This is a genomic window from Candidatus Nanopelagicales bacterium (assembly GCA_041393815.1).
Lineage (GTDB): Bacteria > Actinomycetota > Actinomycetes > S36-B12 > JAWKJK01 > JAWKJK01.
The window spans coordinates 143170-163811 of record JAWKJK010000003.1 but is presented as its reverse complement, the minus strand read 5'-3'; the positions used below and the strand labels follow the sequence as shown (position 1 = coordinate 163811).

General features: G+C 72.6%; 25 protein-coding genes and 1 tRNA gene. 15 read left to right on the top strand and 11 right to left on the bottom strand.

The features are described from left to right. Position 1 precedes the first annotated feature (1 nt). The 3 genes from R2737_10410 to R2737_10400 are packed head-to-tail and all read right to left on the bottom strand — an operon-like array spanning position 2 to position 2284. A complete protein-coding gene (locus tag R2737_10410) occupies positions 2-304 on the bottom strand; it encodes a thioredoxin family protein (GenBank protein MEZ5116668.1) in 303 nt (100 codons plus the stop codon). 58 nt (positions 305-362) lie between these two features. After that, positions 363-1238, bottom strand: a complete 876-nt coding sequence (locus R2737_10405; protein ID MEZ5116667.1) for an undecaprenyl-diphosphate phosphatase — start codon at positions 1236-1238, stop codon at positions 363-365. Next, complete coding sequence (locus R2737_10400) at positions 1235-2284, bottom strand: LLM class F420-dependent oxidoreductase (protein ID MEZ5116666.1); 1050 nt, start codon at positions 2282-2284, stop codon at positions 1235-1237. The genes R2737_10405 and R2737_10400 overlap by 4 nt, the downstream gene beginning before the upstream one ends. 116 nt (positions 2285-2400) lie before the next feature. On the opposite strand from R2737_10400, the gene R2737_10395 reads away from it, so the two are divergent. From R2737_10395 to R2737_10385, 3 genes are all read left to right on the top strand, one after another. After that, positions 2401-3387: an aldo/keto reductase gene (locus R2737_10395; protein ID MEZ5116665.1), complete on the top strand. Its 987-nt coding sequence runs from the start codon at positions 2401-2403 to the stop codon at positions 3385-3387. Between the two features lie 62 nt (positions 3388-3449). Beyond that, positions 3450-4496 carry a hypothetical protein gene (locus R2737_10390; GenBank protein ID MEZ5116664.1) on the top strand — a complete coding sequence of 349 codons (1047 nt, stop codon included), beginning with the start codon at positions 3450-3452 and terminating at the stop codon, positions 4494-4496. Between the two features lie 10 nt (positions 4497-4506). Beyond that, the gene (locus tag R2737_10385; protein ID MEZ5116663.1) at positions 4507-4761 is read left to right on the top strand and encodes a DUF5703 family protein; all 255 of its coding nucleotides are present in this window, start codon (positions 4507-4509) and stop codon (positions 4759-4761) included. 339 nt (positions 4762-5100) lie between these two features. Here the strand turns inward: R2737_10385 and R2737_10380 are convergent, their stop codons facing one another. Continuing rightward, positions 5101-6441, bottom strand: a complete 1341-nt coding sequence (locus tag R2737_10380; GenBank protein ID MEZ5116662.1) for a M20/M25/M40 family metallo-hydrolase — start codon at positions 6439-6441, stop codon at positions 5101-5103. A 129-nt stretch (positions 6442-6570) separates the two neighbouring features. On the opposite strand from R2737_10380, the gene R2737_10375 reads away from it, so the two are divergent. After that, positions 6571-6657, top strand: a tRNA-Leu gene (locus tag R2737_10375). Between the two features lie 58 nt (positions 6658-6715). Here R2737_10375 and R2737_10370 read toward each other — a convergent pair. Both R2737_10370 and R2737_10365 read right to left on the bottom strand, forming a co-directional pair. Beyond that, on the bottom strand, positions 6716-7909 hold the full coding sequence (locus R2737_10370; protein ID MEZ5116661.1) for a site-specific integrase: 1194 nt from the start codon (positions 7907-7909) through the stop codon (positions 6716-6718). Beyond that, complete coding sequence (locus R2737_10365; protein ID MEZ5116660.1) at positions 7906-8496, bottom strand: hypothetical protein; 591 nt, start codon at positions 8494-8496, stop codon at positions 7906-7908. Before R2737_10365 ends, R2737_10370 begins: the two co-directional genes overlap by 4 nt. A gap of 81 nt (positions 8497-8577) precedes the next feature. Here R2737_10365 and R2737_10360 point away from each other — a divergent pair, with 81 nt between their 5' ends. From R2737_10360 to R2737_10320, 9 genes are all read left to right on the top strand, one after another. Then, a complete protein-coding gene (locus tag R2737_10360) occupies positions 8578-8814 on the top strand; it encodes a hypothetical protein (protein ID MEZ5116659.1) in 237 nt (78 codons plus the stop codon). Positions 8815-8890: 76 nt separating this feature from the next. Continuing rightward, positions 8891-9370 carry a hypothetical protein gene (locus tag R2737_10355; protein ID MEZ5116658.1) on the top strand — a complete coding sequence of 160 codons (480 nt, stop codon included), beginning with the start codon at positions 8891-8893 and terminating at the stop codon, positions 9368-9370. Further along, positions 9367-11007 carry a hypothetical protein gene (locus R2737_10350; GenBank protein MEZ5116657.1) on the top strand — a complete coding sequence of 547 codons (1641 nt, stop codon included), beginning with the start codon at positions 9367-9369 and terminating at the stop codon, positions 11005-11007. The genes R2737_10355 and R2737_10350 overlap by 4 nt, the downstream gene beginning before the upstream one ends. 104 nt (positions 11008-11111) lie before the next feature. Continuing rightward, positions 11112-11969 carry a toprim domain-containing protein gene (locus R2737_10345; protein ID MEZ5116656.1) on the top strand — a complete coding sequence of 286 codons (858 nt, stop codon included), beginning with the start codon at positions 11112-11114 and terminating at the stop codon, positions 11967-11969. Continuing rightward, positions 11966-12724 carry a hypothetical protein gene (locus R2737_10340; GenBank protein ID MEZ5116655.1) on the top strand — a complete coding sequence of 253 codons (759 nt, stop codon included), beginning with the start codon at positions 11966-11968 and terminating at the stop codon, positions 12722-12724. The genes R2737_10345 and R2737_10340 overlap by 4 nt, the downstream gene beginning before the upstream one ends. A 296-nt stretch (positions 12725-13020) precedes the next feature. After that, complete coding sequence (locus R2737_10335) at positions 13021-13251, top strand: hypothetical protein (GenBank protein MEZ5116654.1); 231 nt, start codon at positions 13021-13023, stop codon at positions 13249-13251. Positions 13252-13356: 105 nt separating this feature from the next. Beyond that, positions 13357-13767 (top strand): hypothetical protein, encoded by a 411-nt coding sequence (locus tag R2737_10330; GenBank protein ID MEZ5116653.1) that lies wholly within the window; start codon positions 13357-13359, stop codon positions 13765-13767. Further along, a complete protein-coding gene (locus R2737_10325; protein MEZ5116652.1) occupies positions 13754-13996 on the top strand; it encodes a hypothetical protein in 243 nt (80 codons plus the stop codon). The genes R2737_10330 and R2737_10325 overlap by 14 nt, the downstream gene beginning before the upstream one ends. Then, complete coding sequence (locus R2737_10320; protein MEZ5116651.1) at positions 13993-14631, top strand: hypothetical protein; 639 nt, start codon at positions 13993-13995, stop codon at positions 14629-14631. Before R2737_10325 ends, R2737_10320 begins: the two co-directional genes overlap by 4 nt. A 133-nt stretch (positions 14632-14764) precedes the next feature. On the opposite strand, the gene R2737_10315 is transcribed toward R2737_10320, so the two are convergent. Further along, entirely contained in the window at positions 14765-15055 is a 291-nt protein-coding gene (locus tag R2737_10315; GenBank protein MEZ5116650.1) for a hypothetical protein, read from the bottom strand. A gap of 378 nt (positions 15056-15433) precedes the next feature. Further along, positions 15434-17080, bottom strand: a complete 1647-nt coding sequence (locus R2737_10310; protein MEZ5116649.1) for an ABC-F family ATP-binding cassette domain-containing protein — start codon at positions 17078-17080, stop codon at positions 15434-15436. Between the two features lie 125 nt (positions 17081-17205). Here R2737_10310 and R2737_10305 point away from each other — a divergent pair, with 125 nt between their 5' ends. Continuing rightward, positions 17206-18708 (top strand): APC family permease, encoded by a 1503-nt coding sequence (locus R2737_10305; protein ID MEZ5116648.1) that lies wholly within the window; start codon positions 17206-17208, stop codon positions 18706-18708. Further along, a complete protein-coding gene (locus R2737_10300; protein MEZ5116647.1) occupies positions 18705-19112 on the top strand; it encodes a universal stress protein in 408 nt (135 codons plus the stop codon). Before R2737_10305 ends, R2737_10300 begins: the two co-directional genes overlap by 4 nt. Before the next feature lie 29 nt (positions 19113-19141). Here the strand turns inward: R2737_10300 and R2737_10295 are convergent, their stop codons facing one another. From R2737_10295 to R2737_10285, 3 genes are all read right to left on the bottom strand, one after another. Further along, on the bottom strand, positions 19142-19519 hold the full coding sequence (locus R2737_10295) for a cupin domain-containing protein (GenBank protein ID MEZ5116646.1): 378 nt from the start codon (positions 19517-19519) through the stop codon (positions 19142-19144). Positions 19520-19597: 78 nt separating this feature from the next. After that, complete coding sequence (locus R2737_10290) at positions 19598-19909, bottom strand: hypothetical protein (GenBank protein ID MEZ5116645.1); 312 nt, start codon at positions 19907-19909, stop codon at positions 19598-19600. A 71-nt stretch (positions 19910-19980) separates the two neighbouring features. After that, complete coding sequence (locus R2737_10285; GenBank protein ID MEZ5116644.1) at positions 19981-20631, bottom strand: hypothetical protein; 651 nt, start codon at positions 20629-20631, stop codon at positions 19981-19983. Between the last annotated feature and the right edge of the window lie 11 nt (positions 20632-20642).

The following is a 20642-nucleotide window of genomic DNA, read 5'->3' as shown; positions in this document are numbered from 1 at the left end:
GTCAGTAGCTGAGGGCGCCGACGAGCTGCTGCACGGTGGGCGTGCCGGCCGGACCAGCCGGGGTCCGATACACCCGGCAGCACAGGGCGCCGCCGGCGCCGGCGCTGTCGAACGGGTCGCGGTCGTCGACCAGGATCGTCGGGGAGCCGTGGAAGCCGACGGCCTCCGCCTCCTCCTCCGTCTCGATCCTGCGGTAGGTCAGGGAGACGTCGGTGCGGCCGAGCAGCCGGAGCGCGTGGCGCAGGCGCTCGTCGGCCAGGGTCCAGTTGGGGCAGTCGTCGAAGTACAGCAGCTGTACGTCCACGGTCCCCCACCATCCCGCACCGGGCTGCCGGATGCGCGGTACACCCCCGGCGTGTCGCTCAGGTGGCCGACAGGGTGCCGGTGAGCAGCAGCACGATGACGAGCAGGCCGAGCACGATCCGATAGACCACGAACGGCAGGTAGGACCGGGTCGACAGCCAGTGCATCAGCCAGGCGATGACGGCGTAGCCGATGACGAAGGCGATCGCCGTGGCGAGGATCGTCGGACCCCAGGCGGCGTTGGACTGGTCACCGATCTTCAGGGCCTCGAAGAGCCCCGACGCCAGCACGGCGGGGATCGCCAGCAGGAACGCGTACCGGGCCGCGGTGGCCCGGGTGTAGCCCATGGCGAGACCGCCGGTGATGGTGGCGCCGGAACGGGAGACGCCGGGGATCAGCGCCAACGACTGGGCCAGCCCGAACAGCAGGCCGTCGCGGATGGTCAGGTCGTCGAACGTCTTCGTCCGGCTGCCGAGGGCATCCGCGACCCCGAGCAGCACGCCGAACAGGATGAGCATCGACGCGACGAGCCACAGGTTGCGCGCCACGGTCTCGATCTGGTCGGCGAACAGGAAGCCCAGGACACCGATCGGGATCGTGCCGAGGATGACGTACCAGCCCATCCGCGCGTCGACACCCGAGCGCAGCTCCGGGCGCACCAGGGATCGCGCCCAGGCCGAGATGATCCGCCCGATGTCCTTGCGGAAGAACAGGATCACCGCGGTCTCGGTGCCGATCTGTGTCACCGCAGTGAAGGCTGCGCCCGGGTCCCCCCAGCCGAACAGCTGCGAGGCGATGAGCAGGTGCGCGCTGGACGAGATCGGCAGGAACTCGGTGAGCCCCTGCAGGACGCCGAGGACGACGGCCTCGAACCAGGTGACCTGCTCCGTGGCGGTCGCCGCTGCGGCGACCAGGTCGAGGGTTACGGCGCTCACTCACCCACGCCCGAGCGGTCCAGCACCTCGGCCATCGTGCGCAGCGTGGCCAGCCGCTCGTCGATGCCGCCGGCGTACGTCGCCACCGTCAGCGTCGTCACGCCGGCCTCGGCGAACGCCGGCAGCCGGTCCTGGATGCGGTCCGCGGGACCGATCAGTGACGTGTTGTCGATGAACTCGAACGGCACCGCGGCGGCAGCACCGGCGTAGTCCTTGGACAGGTAGAGGTCCTGGACCTCCTTGGCGGCGTCGCCGTAGCCCATCCGGGTGGCCAGCTGGTTGTAGAAGTTCTTCTCCCGGCTGCCCATACCGCCGATGTAGAGGGCGCTGTAGGCCCGCACCGGCGCGGCGCACGCCTCCAGGTCGTCGCCGATCACGACGGGGACCGTCGGCACGACGTCGAAGCCGTCCATCGTCTTGCCGGCCTTGGCCCGCCCCGCGGCGATGTGCTCCATCGACTCCCCCGACTGCTCGGGCGAGTAGAAGATCGCCAGCCAGCCGTCGGCGATCTCCCCAGCGAGCTCGAGGTTCTTGGGGCCGACGGCCGCGAGGTAGACCGGGATCCGCTCGCGCACCGGGTGCACCGTCAGCGTCAGCGCCTTCCCCGGCCCGTCGGGCAGCGGGAGCGTGAAGAACTCGCCCTCGTACGTCAGCCGCTCCCGGCGCAGCGCCTTGGTGACGATGTCGACGTACTCGCGGGTGCGGGTCAGCGGCTTGTCGAAGCGGACCCCGTGCCAACCCTCGGACACCTGCGGGCCGGACACGCCCAACCCGAGCCGGAACCGGCCGCCCGACAGCGTGTCCAACGTCGCTGCCGTCATTGCGGTGTTGGCTGGCGTGCGGCCGGGGATCTGGAACACCGCGGAGCCGACGTCGATGCGCTCGGTCTGGGCGGCGACCCAGGAGAGCACGGTTGCGGCGTCGGAGCCGTACGCCTCGGCGGCCCACACGACGGAGTAGCCCAGCCGGTCGGCCTCGCGGGCCAGGACCAGGTTGTCGGCGTCGTTGCCCATGCCCCAGTAGCCGAGGTTGAGTCCGAGTCGCATGGCATTCCCTTCCGCGGGTGCGTTGGCGTACGGGGAGCCTAGTTGCGCGGATGGCGGCGCCCCGGGCGGGGGCGCGGCGCCCGGGCGGCCGGCGACCGCGCGGGTAGGTTTCCGCCATGCAGCAGCGACCGCTGGGCCGGACCGGTCTGTTCGTCGGCCGGCTGGCGCTGGGGACCATGACCTGGGGGCTCGACACCGACGAGCACGAGGCCCGCGACCAGCTGGTCACCTTCCTCGAGGCGGGCGGCACCCTGGTCGACACAGCGGACGTGTACGCCGAGGGCGAGGGTGAGCGGGTGCTGGGCCGGCTGCTGGCCGAGCGGGCCGCGGGCCGCGACGACATCGTGGTGGCGACGAAGGCGGTGACCAGGCGCGACGCGCCCCGGCGCTTCGACGCCTCCCGTCGGCACCTGCTGTCCGCCCTGGACGCGTCCCTGGCGCGGCTCGGGCTGGACCACGTGGACCTGTGGCAACTGCATGCGTGGGACCCGCTGACGCCGCTGGAGGAGACGCTGGCGGCCGTGGACGCGGCGGTGGCGAGCGGCCGCGTGCGCTACGCCGGTGTGTCGAACTACGCCGGGTGGCAGCTGGCCCGCGCCGGGACGCTGCAGTCGCTGTCGGGGCACGCGCCGCTGGTCTCCGCGCAGATGGAGTACTCGCTGCTCGAGCGCGGGATCGAGCGGGAGGTCGTCCCCGCCGCCGAGGCCCTCGGGATCGGACTGCTGCCGTGGTCCCCGCTCGGGCGGGGCGTACTGACCGGGAAGTACCGGTACGGCACGCCGCCGGACTCGCGGGCCACCAGCGTCCACTTCGGCGCGTTCGTGCAGGAGTACCTCGACGACACGCCCCGCCGCATCGTGGACGCGGTCTGCACCGCCGCCGACGGCCTCGACGCCGCCCCCGCGGAGGTGGCGCTGGCGTGGGTCCGCGACCGCCCGGGGGTGGTGGCCCCGATCGTCGGGGCCCGCACGGTGGCGCAGCTGCGGACCGCGCTGGAGTCGGAGCTGCTGGAGCTGCCGGAGGAGATCGTCGAGGCCCTGGACGAGGTGTCCCGCCCCGCGCTGGGCTACCCCGAGTTCGGCTGGAACCAGCGCGGTCGGTGACTTTCGGGCATGACGGCGTTCGGTGGCGAGGACCGGTGGCGGCGAGCGGTGAGGGCGCGCGGGTGAGCGGAGAGCGCTCTGCCGACCTGGTCGCGCGTGCGGCGGCCGACGGCCACACCTGGCTGCCGGGGGCGCTGGTCGCCTCGGTCGCCGGCGCCGACGACCTTGCGGACGCGATCGGGGCGGGCCTGCTGGTCCGGGTGGACGTTCCGGGGGATGCCGAGACCGCGGGGGTCGCGCTGCCCGGGGTCGCTGAGGACGAGGAGCTGCTCGGCGACGTGCTGGCGGCTCTCGCGGACGAGGGACGACTGGCCGTGGTGACCGGCCCCGCCGGCGCCGGGCGGGCCGAGGTGGTCGCGTCGCTGCGTACGAAGGCGGAGGCGGAGGGGTCCACGGCAGTCCTGCTGGACGACGCGGAGCGGCTGGGCATGCCCGACGTGTTGGCGGCCGCGGAGGACCTGGACGACGCGCTCCTCCTGCTGGCCGGGGACCCCGCCGCACTGGTGACGGGCGAGGGTCCGGGCGCGGTGCTGCGGGACGTGGTGGCGGCGGCCGTGTGCCCCGTCGTCGCGGCGCCGCCCGACCCGGGACGGCCCGGTCCGCTCCGGGACCTGGATGCGGCGCTGCGCCGCGGGGAGCTGGTGGCGCCGTCGGCCGACGACAGGTCGCTGGTGGTCGTGCCGGTCGCCGACGACGCGGAGGCCGTCCTGCGCGTCGGCCAGCTGGTCTCCTCGTCGATCCCACGGGCGTTCGGGGTGTCGGGGGCGGAGGTGGCCGTGCTGACCCCGCTGCGCCGGGGTGACGCGGGGGCCGAGGCCCTCTCGGCCGTGCTGACTCCTGCCGGTGGAGGGGCCGGGCCGGACGTACGGCTCGTGCACGAGGCCGTCGGGTCGTCCTGGCCGGCAGTGGTCCTCGTGCTGCCCGGCAGCGCGGCGGGCGTGCTGAGCCGGGCGCTGCTCGTCTCGGCGCTCTCCTGTGCGCGGCGGCACCTCAGCGTGGTGGACGGCACGGGTTCGGCGCTCGGGCGGGCGGTGGCCGAGGTCCCGGATCGGGTGCGGCGGACCCGGCTCGCCGGGCTGCTGGCTGCGGCCGGTCGGGGCGACGGGTGAGAATGGGCCGATGGGAGCAGCGGACGGGGTCACGCCGGGTCCGGCGTCCGCCCGCCACCGGCCCGGACCGTCGGGCGCGACGTCGTCGTACGAGTACCGCGAGTTGACCCTGCCGCGCGGGACCACCCGGGACGCGGCCCGCGCGGTGCTCACCGAGTTCGCCGAGTACGGGCGGTGGGAGCTGGCCCGGCTGCGGCTGTACCCCGACGGCCGGCGCCGCGTCTGGCTCCGGCGCCGCGTGATCCGCGTGACCCGCACCGCCTGACCCCGCTCCGCCCCGCTCGCCTTGCCTTGCCCCGCCTTGTCGGGCACACGATCCGCTTAGCGGATCGTGTGCCCAGGTCGGGCGGAGTGTCGCGGTCGCGATCCGTCACACGATCCACCCGTGGGTACGCGTGAGACGAGTGGGACGCGGCCCCGTACGACGTCGGGCCGTCCGGGCGGCCCCGGCACTCCGCCGGACCGGCAGCGCCACTCCCGCCACACGGGCACCAAGACCCGGATCGTGTTGCCCCTCCCGGGCCCGACACGCCGCGCGAGATGGGCACACGATCCGCTAAGCGGATCGTGTGCCCGAGTCAACGGGGCCGGGCGGGCTGCGCGGTCAGGAGGAGCGGAGGAAACGGTCCAGGACCCGGACGCCGAAGGTGAGCGCGTCCAGGGGGACCCGCTCGTCCACGCCGTGGAACATGGCGCCGAAGTCGAGGTCGGGCGGCAGCTTCAGCGGCGCGAATCCGTACGCCCGGATCCCCAGCAGGGAGAACGCCTTCGCGTCCGTGCCGCCGGACAGCGTGTACGGGACCGGACGGGCGCCGGGGTCCTCTGCCCGGAGTGCGGCGGCCATCGCGTCGATGGTCGGCCCGTCGAACGTCGTCTCCAGCGCGACGTCGTGGTTGACGAACTCCCGCACGACGTGGTCACCGAGCATCTCGTCGATGGTGGCGAAGAACTCGTGCTCGTACCCCGGCAGGAACCGGCCGTCGACCTGCGCCTCGGCCTCCCCCGGGATCACGTTGATCTTGTAGCCGGCGTCGAGCATCGTCGGGTTCGCCGTGTTGGTCAGCGTGGCCCCGATCAGCCGGGCCAACGGGCCGAGGCGGGACAGCGTGGACTCCATGTCCTTGGCGTCGAGCTCGAGGCCGAGCGCGTCGGACAGCTCGCTGAGCAGATCGCGCACCGCGGGGGTGACGTGCACGGGCCAGCGGTGGTGGCCGATCCGCGCCACGACCTCGGACAGCCGGGTGACCGCGTTCTCGTCGTTGAGCATCGACCCGTGCCCGGCCCGGCCGAGGGCACGCAGCCGCATCCAGGCGATGCCCTTCTCGGCGGTCTGGATCAGGTACAACCGCAGGTCGTCGCGGACGGTGAGCGAGAACCCCCCGACCTCTCCGACGGCCTCGGTGACGCCCTCGAACATGTCGCGTCGGTGGTCCACCAGCCAGTGCGAGCCGTGGTAGCCGCCGGCCTCCTCGTCGGGCAGGAAGAGGACCACGACGTCGCGCGGGGGCCGGTAGCCCGTACGCCCCCAGGAGCGAACGGTGGCCAGGATCATCGCGTCCATGTCCTTCATGTCCACGGCACCGCGACCCCAGAGCATGCCGTCCTCGACCTCCGCGGAGAACGGGTGGACCGTCCAGTCGTCGGGGCGCGCGGGGACCACGTCGAGATGCCCGTGCAGGAGCAGGGCACCCCGGTCGGGGTCGGTGCCCGGGATGCGCAGCACGACCCCCTGCCGCTTGCCGGCGGTGGTCTGGAAGCGCTCCGGCTCGTAGCCCACCTCGCGCAGCCGATGCTCGACGTACTCCGCCGCCGCGGCCTCTCCCACCGAGTCCGGCGTCCCGTCGTTGGTGGTGTCGATGCGGATGAGGTCTCGGCACAGGGAGACGACCTCGGCCTCCGCGTCCGGAAGCTCGGCCAGGCGGGGATCGGTTCCGATCTGGGTCACCGGACCATCCTGCCCGGGGTCGGCGGGGTACGGCAGCCCTCCGGCCGGGATCCCGGCGGTTCGCGGCGCACTCCCCGGTCTTGTTATCCTCTGCCGGTCGCGGCGCCCCCCAAGGCGCCGGGTCACCTCGTCCGGGTGGCGGAATTGGCAGACGCGCTAGCTTGAGGTGCTAGTGCCCTTAGGGGCATGGGGGTTCAAGTCCCCCCTCGGACACCAGAAAACGGCCCCTGACCTGCGAAAACGCAGACCGGGGGCCGCTTCATCTACCGTCCGTCTACCGCTTCCCCGCCGATGCCACCAGCGCCGCCACGGTGTCGGCCGCGTCCCCGTGCATCGTGGGCGCGACGTGGCTGTAGATGTTCAGCGTGATGCTCACGTTCGCGTGGCCGAGCCGCTCCTGCACCACCTTCGGATGCACCCCGGCCTGGAGCGCCAGCGTCGCCCAGGTGTGGCGCAGCCCGTGCAGCGGGATCGGCGGCAGGCCGAGCTTGTCGACGCTCTCCCGGAACGCGCGGCTGATGGTCTCCGGGTGGAGCCCGCGACCGTCGCCGTGGGTGAAGACGAGGCCCGACTCCGGCCAGCCGGGGCCGACCTTCAGACGGTCCCCGTCCTGGGCGACCCGGACCCGCTTGAGCATCGCCACGGTCGCGTCGTCGAGGACGACCACCCGGCGCGAGGAGGCGGTCTTCGTCGACCCGATGACGACCTCGCCCTTGATCTTCTGGACGGTCTGGATGAAGGACGCGCGGGTGCGCTTGTCGGTGCCGAGATGCAGGTCCGACCACCGCAGGCCGAGCGCCTCCCCGCGCCGGCAGCCGGTGGCTGCGAGGAAGGCCCACACCGGGCCGTAGACGTGCTCCTGCGTCGCCGCGAGGAAGGTGGCGAGGTCTCGTGCGCCCCACGCCTGAACGTCGCCGTGGGTGGCTCCTGACGGCTTCGGCGGGTCGGCGGCGTCGGCCGGGTTCCGCGGGATCAGCCCCTTGCGGACCGCGTCCTTCAGCGACCGCTTGACGATGGTGGCGACGTACCGGACGGTCCGCACCGACAGCCCCCCGGAGCCGTCGGTCCGTCCCTGCTCGAGCAGGTGGGCGTAGAGCCGATCGAGGTCGACCGCGGTGAGTCGGCGCAGCTCGACCGTCCCGAGCGCGGGCCGGACATGGAGTCGGATGTTCTTGTCGTACGACGCCCAGGTCGACGGCCGCAGTGACGGCTTCACCAGTGCGAGCCAGGTGTCCAGCCAGTCCCCCACGGTCTCGCGCGTCGGCTCGACGTAGGACCCGCTGGCGACGGAGGTGACCAGCGTGGCCGCGTGGTTCTCCGCGGCCCGCTTGGAGGTGAACCCGGACCCGGTGGCCGGGTCGGAGTGCCAGCGGCGCCGACGCTTCCCGTCGTGGGTCCGCTCCTCGATTACGACGAAGTAGCGATCCCGCCCCTTCGCGTCCTTCCGCGTGACGATGCTGCCTCTCATCGGACGTCCTTGAACATCTCGGGGAACACCTTCTCGGCCTTCCGCCGCCAGTTCTCGACCCGGTCGCTGGTCACCTCGGTGCCGGTCTGGCGCCGGTACCAGTGCTGCACCTCGCGTGTCCGGTTCGACGGTGGCGCCTGGGTCCACACCGTCGCCACGTCGCGCAGGAAGTCGTCGCTGAGTCGCTGACGGCCCCCGGCGCGTGGCCGCTGGACCTGCTCCGCGCTCGGCTCGGGGATGCGCTCAGTGAGCTTGTGGACGACGGTCGTGGTCCCGTCCTCGTTCTCCCGCAACTGCACCGGCGACGCCACGGTCTTCATCACCTGGGTGGCGATTCGGTTGAGCGGCTGGCGCATGTACTGCGCGACGCCGACCTCGGGGTCGTCGGCCGTGAGCGTCACCTTGACCGGGACGTAGCGACCTTCCCCGTTGATCCTGAACGTGACGGCCAGGCCGGTGCCCACCTCCTCGACGTCGACCTCCTCCGGGGCGGTGAAGACGTCTCCGGTGGGGGTACGGACCAGCACGATGCTGTCCCGATAGGCGGCGCGGATCCTCAGTCGGTTCTTCTGCTTCGTTGCGGCCATACCCGGAATCTACCAGGAAAGTCCCGTTCGTACCGCTGCGTCCGTTGTACGGGTAGTCCCGTAGTCGGCAGGCTCATCGGCATGACCACCACAGTCGCCCTCCCGGACCCCTGGGAGACCCCCACGGTCCCCGTCCCCGAAGGTGGCCGGCTCCTCGGCTACGGCCGTACCGCGGCGTACGAGGCCGCGGACCGAGGTGAGCTGCCGACCATCCAGACCGGGTCGAGGAAGCGCCGCGTCCCCGTCGCAGCGATCTACGAGCTGCTCGGCCTGCCACTCCCGCAGCGCCCCGACCACAACAACCCCGCCGAGCACTGACAGCGAGACGGCCCCGCGGGGACCTAGTCCGCGGGGCCGTCTCAACACCCAAACTCGTTGAAGGAGCGTCCCAATCATGGCACGCAAGTACGACATCGCGCGATCCCGGCTCGCGGTGATCGCTGCGTTCGACCGCGCCGGACCCGGCGCCCAGCTCACTCGACGCCAGATCGCCGTCGCCGCGGGTATCCCGTCGGACGCGAGCGCCCTGGCTGACCTACTCGCCGAGCTGCGCAACGTCAGCGACCCGCAGGGTCGCCGGCTCACCTACTGCCTGTCCGTCGACCCCGACTCCGCGTCAGGCCTCTACGCCTACACCGGCTGCCCGGTCCTGCTGCGGCACGCCTCCGTCCGGCAGATGGGTGCCACGCGCACCAGCGCGCGGAACATCGGCCTCACGTTGAAGCGGGTCGACCCGGCGCTCGTCGGCCTCGCCCATCGGGCCGGCGACGAGCTCGCCGCGATGATCGCGCTCGCCACCGAGTCTCCGGTGATCGGTCACCCCGGTTGCGACGACTGCCGCGAGCACACCTTCGGCAACGGAGACGCCGCGTGACCGCCGCCGACCGCCGCCCCCTGGAAGTCACCAGCGGCAAGACGTTCCATGACTGGCTGCTGCGCAACGTCGGCGGCCCGGAACTGCCCGGATTCTTCGTCCGCGGCGGGGAACTAGTTCGCGTACCGAAGGTCGGCGAGGACGGGTACATCGCCGCCCCGAGTGAGGGCGACGACGATGGACCCGCCCAGGTGCGCCCGGCCGACGCCCGCGTGCTGCGCGCGGTGATCGCGCACCGCTTCGACTGCTTCAAGGTGAAGGAGTCGAAGGGCGTCGTGGAGGAGATCGACGTCCTGCCGACGCTGGACCCAGTCGTCACGTTCACCGCCGGCGTCGGCGAGCCCGCGGTGCGCACGCCCCGGCTCGACGTCGTCGCGCACTCCCCGGTGCTGCGGCCGGACGGGACCGTGCTGGACCGCCCCGGCTACGACAAGCAGTCGAAGACCCTGTACCTGCCGCCCGACGACCTGCATCGGATCGAGCCGGTGCCCGCCAGGCCGACAGACGCCCAGGTCGCCGCCGCGATCGAGCTCCTGCTCGAGCCGTTCGCGGAGTTCCCCTGGGTGACCGAGTCCGACAAGGCCACCTACCTCGGCATGACGATGTTCACGCCGGTCCTGCGGCCCCTGGTGCCGCCGCCCTACCCGGCGCTGGCGCTCTCGGCGCACCAACAGGGATCGGGCAAGACCTTGCTCGCCGAGCTGCCCCGGATCCTGCACGGCGGCGTGCTCCGCTCGGAGTTGTCCGCGCACGACGAGGAGGTCCGCAAGTCCATCCACGCGGTCCTGCGCACCACCACCGGCCCGATCGTCACCTTCGACAACGTGACCGGAATCGTGCGGTCCGGCGCGTTCGCCATGCTCCTCACCGCGCGGGAGTGGTCCGACCGGACCCTCGGGGGAAACAGCCACGAGATCGCCGTCAACGACCGCGTCTGGGTGCTGACCGGCAACAACCTCGCCCTGGGCGGCGATATCCCCCGCCGGGTCGTCTGGGCCCGCATCGACCCCAACACGCCCAGGCCGTGGCTGCGCACCGGGTACAAGCACCCGAACCTGCCCGGCTACTTCACCGCGCACCGCGGAGAGATCCTGCGCGCCATCCTCATCGTCGCCCGCGCCTGGGTGCTCGCCGGTCGTCCCTCGGTTGACGACGGCCGGGCCGACAACTACGGCCACTTCATCGGCCAGGTTGGCGGCTTGCTGCGGTTCATGGGCCTCGAGGGCGTGTTCGCCGACCCCGCCGTGGCGGAGGAGGCGTCCCCAGTCGCCACGGAGGACGACGAGGCGTACGACTTCCTACACGCGCTGCAGGTCCGCTTCAGCGGCGACCCTTTCACCGCCGCCGACCTGGCCAAGCTGGTCACGACCACCTCGTCGAAGCTGAAGGTGAACGAGAAGGCCGAGGCCGGCAACAGCTACGCCACCTTCCACCCGGTCAAGGACGATGACGCCGAGATCGTGGAGAACCTGCCCGGCGAGCTGGCGCAGCGCATGGACCGCGGCGGGTTCACTAAGTCGCTTGGCTGGTGGCTGACCAATCGTGTCGGACGCTGGGTGGGCTCTAGCCCGGCCCTCGTCCTGCGCAAGTCCGGGGCCGGCCACCGCCGCCTGTACCACGTCGAGGTGCGGCCGTGAACGACTTCGCACCTCCTACAAGAAGTGCAGAAACGGGAGGAAGTGCAGCACTTTCTCGGGTTTCTGCACTTTCTCTCGGCGATCCGAAGTCTGACGCCGACGGCGTGTCGCCCACCGCCGCGTGGCTTCGCGCCGTCCTCGCCGCCTCAGGATCCGGCCACACCAACGGCAACCCGCCACTGTGGCAGTGCCCCGCCCATGACGATGTCCACCCGTCCCTGTCCGTCCTCGACCGGCCCCACGGCCGCGCCTCTGTGAAGTGCTTCACCCACTGCACCACTGACGAGGTCCTGGCCGCGCTCAAGGTCACCCGCCGCGTCCTGCACCACCCCCCACGCCTCGAGCCCACCGAGCACGCCCGGCGCTACATCACGGTGACCTACCCGCCGGTGGACCTCACCCGACCCGGCGCCGGCCGGGACGGCCGCACCTGGAAGTGGGAAGCGGCCCACCCCTACGGCGACCGCTGGCGCGTCGTCCGCTACCGGGCCACCGACGGCACCAAGGATCTGCGTTGGGAAACCAGAGACGACGCAGGCGCGTGGATCCCCGGCCTACGTGGTGCAGCCGTGCGCGACCTGCCGCTGTACCTCGAGCGCCAGGTCGCCATGGGGATCGCCGCCGGGGAGACGATCTACCTCGTCGAGTCCGAGAGCTCGGTCGACGCGCTCGCCGGTCGCGGCCTGTACGCGACCACCTGGGCCGGCGGGGCCAGCGCACCCAACCTGCGACGGCTCCGGCACCTGCTCACCGGAGCCCACGTCGTCCTCGTGCCCGACAACGACCCACCGGGACTCGCCTGCGCCCAGCGCATCCGCGACGAGCTGGCCGATCACGCCGCATCCCTCGAGGTGCTGACGCCACCCGAGGGCGACGACGCCCGCGACCTACTGCGCGACGACCCCGCCGCGTTCGGACTCACCACCCGCCGCACCACCACCACCAAGGAGAACCCCGCATGACTGACAAGTACGTCACACTGGCCGGCCTGGCCGGCGACCTCGCCGACCTCGGCTGGAAGCGTCCGAAGGTGCTCGACGCCGCGGCTGCGACCTGGGCCGCCGCACGCTCGACCACCCGCAACCGGCCAGCCCCGGCCGACGTCCCCCTCACCCCGGACAACGTGGTCGGCGTGATGACCGACTACGCGATCGACCTCGCCGCCGCCGAGCACCGGGCCGCCGCGCTCGCCCAGGTCGACGGCCGGCTCGCGCTCGACGTCCGCGTCGCCCTGCGGGCCGACGCCGCGAACATCCACAAGGCGATGGCGAAGCGCTACGACGCCCTCGCCGCCACGTTCGTCGAGGCCCTGCCGCTAGTCCCGCCCGGCATGGACCCGGTGTCGCTGGTCGACGCCGGCGGGGAGGTGGTGGACGCGGCGAACACGCTGCGCCGCACCGCCCTCGAGCTGGACCGGATCGTCGCGCTGCGCGCGTCGCTGGCCCGCGTCCTCGGAGACCCGGACGACAAGGCCCCGGAACCGCTCCGCTGGGTCGCCACCGACGACGACGTGGTCCGAGTCTGGCCGCGCCTCATCGAGTCGTGGTCGCACGCCGAGCGCTGGCGCAAGACGACCGAGTCCGGGTTCCGCCTGCGGTACGTCACCCCGGTCGACGCCGACGCCGCCGCGGACCTGCTGCGCGCCGCGTCCGACCGCTCCCGCGCCGACGCCGCCCGGCGCCAGGCCGAGCCGCCGTCTGTGGTGGTGTTCTCGTGAGCGCCGTCGAGTCGGCCCGGCAGCTCGCGCTCGCCGCTCGAGCACGCGCCGGAGGGCACACACCAGCATCGGCACCGGCCCCGCGCTGCCCCGAGTGTCCGCATTGCGCGGCGGTCGGGGCCGAGGAGCAGACCGATCCCGGCCAGCTCGCCCGCGACGCCCGCGACCGCGCCGGCGGCTGACCCTCCATGAACCCCCGGTCGAGCGGGCTGCGCCCGCGGCGCCTGTTCCGCGGGGCTGGCGTCGCCCGTGGCCGGCGCGCCCGCTCGGCCGGGCCTGATCCGCAGGAGGACAACGTGATCGTGATCCATCGGAAGCAGCTCGCGGCGAGGGACGACGAGACCTTGTCCGAGGCCGTCGCCCGGGTCCGGCTCGAGCTGCACCAGCGGGGCGTGACCGACGCCGTCCTCGCCACCATCGTGTCGGTGCTCCGCGCCCACCCCGGTGCCGTCGCCGTCCGAGTCGAGGGCCAGGTTGTCACCCCGATGAGCATCGGCGAAGTCCTTGCAGCGCAGGGGAAAGCGTGACCCCCCCAGGGGGAACACTCTGCCGCGCTTCGTCCCGCCCCTGGTCGGCATAGCGCTCGCCGCTGACCGGAATGCCCACGCGAACCAACCCCGAGAGGACCAGGAATGACCAGAACTGCGAAACCCGCACCACCGAAGGGCCTGCGCGCCGCCGGAAAGGCGTTGTGGCAGAGCATCATCGGCGAGGTCGACGCCGCCGGCTTGGAGCTGGACGCCCGTGAGCTGGCGATCCTCGCCACGGCCGCGCGCCAGGCCGACGACGTGGCCGCGCTCGAGGAGGTCCTCGCCCGCGACGGCCTGATCGTGCTCGGCGCCGCCGGCCAGCCCCGGCTCAACGCCGCCGCGACCGAGGCTCGTCAGGGTCGGCTCGCCCTCGGCAAACTCCTGGGCGAGATCGCGCTGCCGGATGAGGACGGCATCCCGAGGACCGCGTCCCAGGCTCGCGCGGCGAACGCCGCGAACCAGCGGTGGCAGCGGTTCGCGGGTCGCAGAGGTGTCGCCGGTGGCTCGGTCTAAGCGGGTCGCCGTCGCCGCCGGGGTCCGCGGCCACCTCGCGCGGTGGCTTCAAGAACTCAGCGACGTCTACGGCGCAGTCCCGGGCTGCCCCTTCCCCCAGCAGCTCGCCGACCTGCGGGCCGGGCGCCCCGTGACGGTCTGGGGGTACGAGCTTCCCGAGTCCCTGCGGCTGCCGCCGATGGGCCGGTTCACCGTCCACGCGGACGGCTCGATCGTGGAGGTGCCGTGACGGCGCCGCTGGACGACCTGCTCTCCGCGCTGGCCCGAGCTCGGTCCGAGCGGCACCTTCGCGCCCCAGCGCCGAGCACCGGGGCCGCTCGGTTGAAGCACACCTCCCGGCCGCCGCTACCGCTGGAGCTCCTCGACGCCCTCGCCGAGGCCGACCGGCTGCTGCGCAGCTGGGCCGAGCTGGTGATCGTCAAGCGTCGCCTGCGAGGGCCGTCGGACCTGTCCGCGACGTCTCTGGCGGCATGGCTGCGGCAGCACGCCGACTGGATCGAGTCCGAAGGGCTCGGCGACGACTTCGACTCCGAGGTCGACTCCATCGCCACCCGGCTCAACGGCGTCCTCGAGGGCGAGTTCGGCCGGCGCCGGCCGCTGGGGCGGTGCGTGGTCGACGGCTGCGACGGCTGGCTGCGGATCAGCAAGAAGCACGGCCTCGAGGTCTTCTGCGAGCGCTGCGGCGACACGTGGGACGCCGGGTCGCTTCCCCGGCTCGGCCGCATCCTGGCCCATCGCGACGGCGACGGTCCCCCGCCGTCCGCGGTCCACTACAACCGGCTGGCGCGCAGGATCGTGGGGCCGGCGCCTCACCGAGGGACGATGAAGGAACGGAACGCCGACCTGACTCGCGGTCAGGCCTGAGTCAGCCTGTCGCCGGGGCGCGGTGACGAACGTCGAGCGGGACCGGGTCCGACGGGGGCGGTGCCGGGTGCGGACACCGAGGTCATGTCCGGCGACGGCCGGGGCCGAACCGGGCGGTTCGGCTACTGCCCGGTCATACCGACGTCAGGTGCGCCCGCAGCGGCAGCACCAGGGTCGTGGGGTGAGCCTCGACCGCGTCGGCCCCGGCCAGCAGCGCGGCCGCCAGCGCTCGGGCGTCCTGGACGTCGACCAGCAGCGGCAGCGCGCCGCCAGCCCGCACCGACACCTGCGCGCCCCAGCCGTCCTCGCGCTCGGTGTCGTCCAGTGTCACCGCGACCGCGACCCGGCCGCGAGCCGCCGTCGTCACGGCCCGGTGCTGGTCGTGGTCGCCGGCCTCGGTGCACCACGCGGGGCAGCTCGTCATGGCGGCACCCTGCCACGGCCAGGGTCGTGGGCGGAAGGTCGGATGCCGGGGGTCCACCCCCGCTCCGCCTGGTCGCCTCCCGACGGCGCTCTGGCCGAGCGTGCGGCCGGGGGTCCGAGGCCGGTTGCAGGTCGGCTCCCATCTACCGCCCATCTACCGCCCATCTACCGGAACCCCCGTGACGGGTCGGAACGATCCGGAATGTCCGGGCCGTGGAGTCGCTCTGCTGCAACGCCTTCCGGGATGGGACGGTCGGGACCGGAACCAGTCGGTACGGCTCTGACGGGAGTTCAAGTCCCCCCTCGGACACCACCCCAATGGGAACTGCTGGCGACGGCGGTGGGCCCATCGACGCGATCCCGGATGCGCACGGTCCGCTCAGTCGGCGAAGACCTCCGTGACCGTTCCCTCGTCGACCTCCCACCGGCGGGTCAGCCGCACGTCCTCCAGCATCCGGCGATCGTGGGTCACCAGCAGCAGCGTTCCGTCGAACGTGTCCAGGGCCTGCTCGAGCTGCTCGATCGCGGGCAGGTCCAGATGGTTCGTCGGCTCGTCCAGGACCAGCAGGTTGACGCCGCGGGCCTGCAGAAGCGCCAGCCCGGCCCGGGTCCGCTCCCCCGGTGACAGCGACGCGGCGGGACGGCCGACCTGGTGCGCGCCCAGGCCGAACTTCGCCAGCAGGGTCCGGACGTCCGCGGTCGGCCAGTCGGGCACCTGGCGGGCGAAGGCCGAGGTCAGCGGCTCGTCCCCCTCGAAGCGGGACCGCGCCTGGTCCACCTCGCCGACCACGACCCCCGGGCCGAGCGATACGTGACCGCCGTCCGGCGGGACCCGTCCGAGCAGGAGGGCGAGCAGCGTCGACTTGCCGGACCCGTTCGGCCCGGTGATCGCGACCCGGTCCCGTCGATCCAGCTGCAGGTCGAGAGGTCCCAGGGTGAACCCGTCGCGGCGGGCCACCGCTCCCCGCGCGACCGCGACCACGTCGCCGGAGCGCGCGGCCTCCGCCACCGCGAACTGCAACTGCCACTCCTTGCGCGGCTCCTCGACCACCTCCAGGCGGGCCAGCAACTGGTCGGTCTGACGCGCCTTCGCCGCCTGGTTCTCGGACGCCTCCGCCCGGAACTTCCGCCCGATCTTGTCGCGGTCCGTCGCCTTGCGGCGGGCGTTCCTCACCCCCTTCGCCATCCACGCGCGCTGCCGACGGGCGCGCTCCTGCAGCGCGTCGCGCCGGGACGCGTACTCCTCGAAGGCCTCGCGGGCATGTCGCCGTTGGGTCGTCCTGGCGTCCAGGTAGGCGTCGTACCCGCCGCCGTAGTGGACGACCCGGCCCAGGCTCCGGTCGATCTCCAGCACGGACGTCACGGTGCGGGACAGGAACTCACGGTCGTGCGACTCGAGCAGAACCGGCGCCTGCAGACCGAGCACGAAGTCCTCCAGCAGGTCCAGTCCGTCGATGTCGAGGTCGTTGGTCGGCTCGTCGAGCAGGTACGCATCGAACCGAGACAGCAGCAGGGACGACAGCCCGGCACGCGCGGCCTGCCCGCCGGACAGCGCCGTCATCGGCGCCTCCCGCGCGCCTGCCAGCCCGACCTGGGGCAGCAGCGCCTCGATGCGCTGGTCCAGGTCCGCACCGCCGAGGGACAGCCACCGCTCCCAGGCATTCGCGTAGGCATCCTCTGCGCCCGGGCCGCCGGCCGCCAGGGAGGCGGCCGCGCGCTCCAACCCCGCGGCGGCCGGAGCAACCCCGGTCCGTCGGGCCAGGAACGCCTCCAGCGTCTCCCCCGGCGCCCTCTCGGTCTCCTGCGCGAGGTAGCCCACGACCGCGTCGGGCGGGGTGACCGTCACGGTGCCCGCATCGGGGGGGAGGTCACCCGCCACGATCCGCATCAGGGTCGACTTGCCGACACCGTTCGGCCCCACCAGGCCGACGACGCTGCCGTGGGCCAGGAGCAGATCCACCCCGGAGAAGAGTTCCCGTTCGCCGACGACCGCCGCGACCGAATCGACCCGGATCCCCGCGCTCATGCGGCCCAGTCTGCGGCGCCAATCGGGTCTCTGACGAACCCACGCCGCACGCCCGGACCCCGGGTGGCGGGCGTCACCCTCGTCGTACGGCGGCGCGCGGGACCCCGAGGCGGTTCACTACGCACATGTCAGCAGAGCCAGCGGCCCCCGCGGGCGTCGAGCAACCGACACTCCAGGCGAACGCGATCACCTTCGTGGACGCTCTTGCGATCGGCCTCAACGCCACATCCCCTGCCTACTCCATCGCCGCGATCCTGGGCCCGCTGGCCCTGCTCGTCGGCGTGCATATGCCGGGGGTCCTGATCGTGTCCTTCGTGCCGATGCTGCTCATCGCGTCGGCGTTCTACTACCTCAACCGGGTCGACCAGGACTGCGGCACGACGTTCTCCTGGGTCACCCGGGCCATGGGCCCGTGGTGGGGCTGGATCGGCGGCTGGGCCATCACCATGACCGGCGTCCTCGTCATCGGGTCGCTGGCCGACGTTGCCGTCCGCTTCACCCTGCTCATGGTGGGCCTGGACGAGCTCGCGGAGAACAACGCCGTCGTGATCGTGCTGGCTGTCGCGCTCATCCTGCTCATGACCTGGTTGTGCGTCGTCGGCACTGAAGCGTCCTCCCGCGTCCAGAACGTACTGGTCCTCCTGCAGGTGGCCGCGCTGCTCGTCTTCGCCGGCGTCGCGCTGTTCCGTTCCCTCAACGGCACGGCGCTGCCCGACGCCCCCACGCCCGAGCTGTCCTGGCTCAACCCGTTCGCCCAGGGCGGCGGCGCGCTCACGGCGGGTCTGCTGCTCGGCGTGTTCGCCTACTGGGGCTGGGAATCCGCGGTGAACCTCACCGAGGAGACCAGCGACTCCGCCAGCGCACCGGGCAAGGCGGGCATCTGGTCGACCGTCATCCTCGTCATCACGTACGTCGGCACGGCCATCGCGGTGGTCGCGTTCGTGGGACCGACGTTCCTGGCGGACAGCGCCGACGAAGCGGAGTTCATCGTGCCCAGCCTGGCCACCGAGGTCCTCGGCGGCTGGGACTGGATCGTTCTCCTGGCGGTGGCCACGTCGGCCGTCGCGTCCACGCAGACGACGATCATCCCGGCGTCCCGCACCGCCCTGTCCATGGCCCGCAGGCAAGCCATCCCGGGCTACTTCGGACACATCTCCCGCCGTCACCGCACCCCCGACGTGTCGACCTGGTGGGTCGCAGTGATCGCGATCGTCTGGTACGTCGGGCTCGCGCTGCTGAGTGAGAACGCGCTGTTCGACTCCCTGTCGGCGTTGTCACTGCTCATCGCGTTCTACTACGCGCTGACGGGGATCGCCTGCGCTGTGTACTACCGGCGGCACCTGCTGGACAGTGCCCGGAACCTGCTGCTCATCGGCCTCGGTCCCGTCGTGGGTGCCCTGCTTCTCGGCTGGCTGCTGGTGGCCTCCGTGCGCGACCTTGCCGACCCGGCGAACTCCTTCACCGGCGAGGCCTGGTTCGGCCTCGGACCGCCGCTGGTCATCGGGATCGCCATGTTCGGCGCGGGTGTCGTGTTCATGGTCGGCTCGCGCGTCCACGGCTCGGTGTTCTGGTCGGAGCGGCCCGGGGTCGTCGACGACAGCCTCCTGAGCGAGGAGGCGCGGCCATGAGCATCGTGCTGGGCTTCGACGGTCGCGACTCCTCCCGCAGGGCGCTACCCGTCGCGATCGACCTGGCCCGCGACCTGGGTCTGGAGCTCGTTCTCGTGTGCGGTGTGCGGCCGCCCGGCTCAGTGGGCGAGGAGTTCCAGGAGGTCGAAGCCGCGATCGCTGAGATGGACGCACCGGCACTGGCCGAGGGGGTCGAATCCGCTCGCGCCGCGGGGGTGACGGCCTGCGGAGTCCTGCTGGACGCATTGCCCGCCGATGCCCTGCTCGACGTGGCTGTCGAGCGCAACGCGCGGCTGATCGTGGTCGGGTACGGGGAGGCCGGGCGAATCCGCGCCGCGCTCAGCGGCGCAGTAGCACTGCGCCTCCTGGAGCGGACCGACGTACCCCTGCTGGTCGTGCCCTGACGAGCCGAGCGACTGCGGCAGCGGACCGGTCAGGGTGTCTCAGGGCCGTCGACCGGGAACACCAGCTGGCCCTCGCCCACCCGCGAGATCACGACCTCGCCGGCCTCGGTCGCCGCGTTGCCCTCGCGGTGCACGGTGTTCTTGGGGACCTCGAAGTACTCGCCCGCGGTCACCTCGACCTTGTCCCTGCCGCCCGGACCGAACTCCAGCGTGACGGTCCCCTTGAGGACGTAGCCCATCGTCACGTTGTCGCCGTGGTGGTGCCAGCCGGACATGGTCTCCGGATCCGCCTGGACGTGCCCGAACCAGTGGCCGTCGCCCTCGAAGGCCGTCCGACGGGTCAGTCCCGGAGTCCCCTGCGCCTCGGTCAGCTCGGCGTCGGTCAGTTTGCGTACGGGGTCACCCATGGCGGGCCTCCTCTGGCGAGTGCCGCCCATTCATCCCGTCGGGCCGCCCCGCGTCAAGGGAGACGGGCGATGGCGGGCTCAGACGCTGCCCGCCTGCTCCACCACCAGGATCCGGGCGGCTCCGCGGGGATGGGCCACGTGCTCGTCCCCCACCTCGGCGATGCACACCAGGCCCGGGCGCAGCTCGTGCACGGTGATGGCGTCTCCGAGGCGCACGTGCATGTCGACGACCCCGTCCAGCACGACGAACGCCTCGGTGCCGTCATTGACGTGCCAGACGTACGGCTCGTCCGTCCAGTGCAGTCGCACGGTGGCGTCGGGGATACGGGCCAGATCCCGTGCACCCCACGGGCGATCGGCGGTGAACTCAGCTGCGTCGATGATCTGCACCCGCCCCATCCTGGCAGGACCACGACCTTGTTCACGTCCAGCCGGACCACCGGGGCGGGGCGTGGTGGAATTCAGGTGGCGTCCGGCGACGGCAGCGATCTCTCGAGCCAGACCGGAGCGTCCGGGTCGCCGTCGTAGGCCGGCGCCACGACGTACCCGTGCCGAAGCGGCCGAAGTACGTGCGGGTCCAACAGCACCGAGTCGTCCAGCACCACGATGCGACCCCCGTCCCCCAGAGCCAGTCCGCCCACGGCGTCCAGCAGGATCGAGCCGGCCTCGGGGGTCGCGCCCTCCCCGGCCAGGAACGGCCCGGCCGACCAGGCGACCGACCCGGGGTCGCGATGCACGGCCGCGGCGACTGCCACCCTCCCGCCCTCGTGGACGACGAGGACCCGCGTGCCGGGTGCCAGCTGCCACGGTCGGTGCCAAGCGCGGTGCCGCGCCGCGGTCACGTCCAGCAGCGCGACCACCTCCGGATGCTCGGCGGAGCGGATCCGGCTCTCCCGAACGTCGACCGAGATCTCCACGCGGCCCACCCAGCACGGCGCGGCGGCGATGTCGTACGCGGGTGACGCTCCCGCGACCACATCGGGCAGGGGACCTGCCGGCCGCCCGACGAGCCACGGTCGTAGCGACCAGCGGCCCGAGGTGATCCCGCTGACCGCGCCGACCACCTCGACCAGCCGCGCGGCGAGACCGGCGAGGGGGGCGGCGAGGGACATGCCCGTCACGG

Excerpts from the sequence above, each read along its gene's own strand:
- R2737_10310 (MEZ5116649.1), bottom strand. The coding sequence starts at position 17,080 with ATGAGCGCGGGGATCCGGGTCGATTCGGTCGCGGCGGTCGTCGGCGAA.
- R2737_10285 (MEZ5116644.1), bottom strand. The coding sequence starts at position 20,631 with ATGTCCCTCGCCGCCCCCCTCGCCGGTCTCGCCGCGCGGCTGGTCGAG.
- R2737_10295 (MEZ5116646.1), bottom strand. The coding sequence starts at position 19,519 with ATGGGTGACCCCGTACGCAAACTGACCGACGCCGAGCTGACCGAGGCG.
- R2737_10395 (MEZ5116665.1), top strand. The coding sequence starts at position 2,401 with ATGCAGCAGCGACCGCTGGGCCGGACCGGTCTGTTCGTCGGCCGGCTG.
- R2737_10300 (MEZ5116647.1), top strand. The coding sequence starts at position 18,705 with ATGAGCATCGTGCTGGGCTTCGACGGTCGCGACTCCTCCCGCAGGGCG.
- R2737_10355 (MEZ5116658.1), top strand. The coding sequence starts at position 8,891 with ATGGCACGCAAGTACGACATCGCGCGATCCCGGCTCGCGGTGATCGCT.
- R2737_10385 (MEZ5116663.1), top strand. The coding sequence starts at position 4,507 with ATGGGAGCAGCGGACGGGGTCACGCCGGGTCCGGCGTCCGCCCGCCAC.
- R2737_10315 (MEZ5116650.1), bottom strand. The coding sequence starts at position 15,055 with ATGACGAGCTGCCCCGCGTGGTGCACCGAGGCCGGCGACCACGACCAG.
- R2737_10340 (MEZ5116655.1), top strand. The coding sequence starts at position 11,966 with ATGACTGACAAGTACGTCACACTGGCCGGCCTGGCCGGCGACCTCGCC.
- R2737_10330 (MEZ5116653.1), top strand. The coding sequence starts at position 13,357 with ATGACCAGAACTGCGAAACCCGCACCACCGAAGGGCCTGCGCGCCGCC.
- R2737_10365 (MEZ5116660.1), bottom strand. The coding sequence starts at position 8,496 with ATGGCCGCAACGAAGCAGAAGAACCGACTGAGGATCCGCGCCGCCTAT.
- R2737_10360 (MEZ5116659.1), top strand. The coding sequence starts at position 8,578 with ATGACCACCACAGTCGCCCTCCCGGACCCCTGGGAGACCCCCACGGTC.
- R2737_10370 (MEZ5116661.1), bottom strand. The coding sequence starts at position 7,909 with ATGAGAGGCAGCATCGTCACGCGGAAGGACGCGAAGGGGCGGGATCGC.
- R2737_10400 (MEZ5116666.1), bottom strand. The coding sequence starts at position 2,284 with ATGCGACTCGGACTCAACCTCGGCTACTGGGGCATGGGCAACGACGCC.
- R2737_10305 (MEZ5116648.1), top strand. The coding sequence starts at position 17,206 with ATGTCAGCAGAGCCAGCGGCCCCCGCGGGCGTCGAGCAACCGACACTC.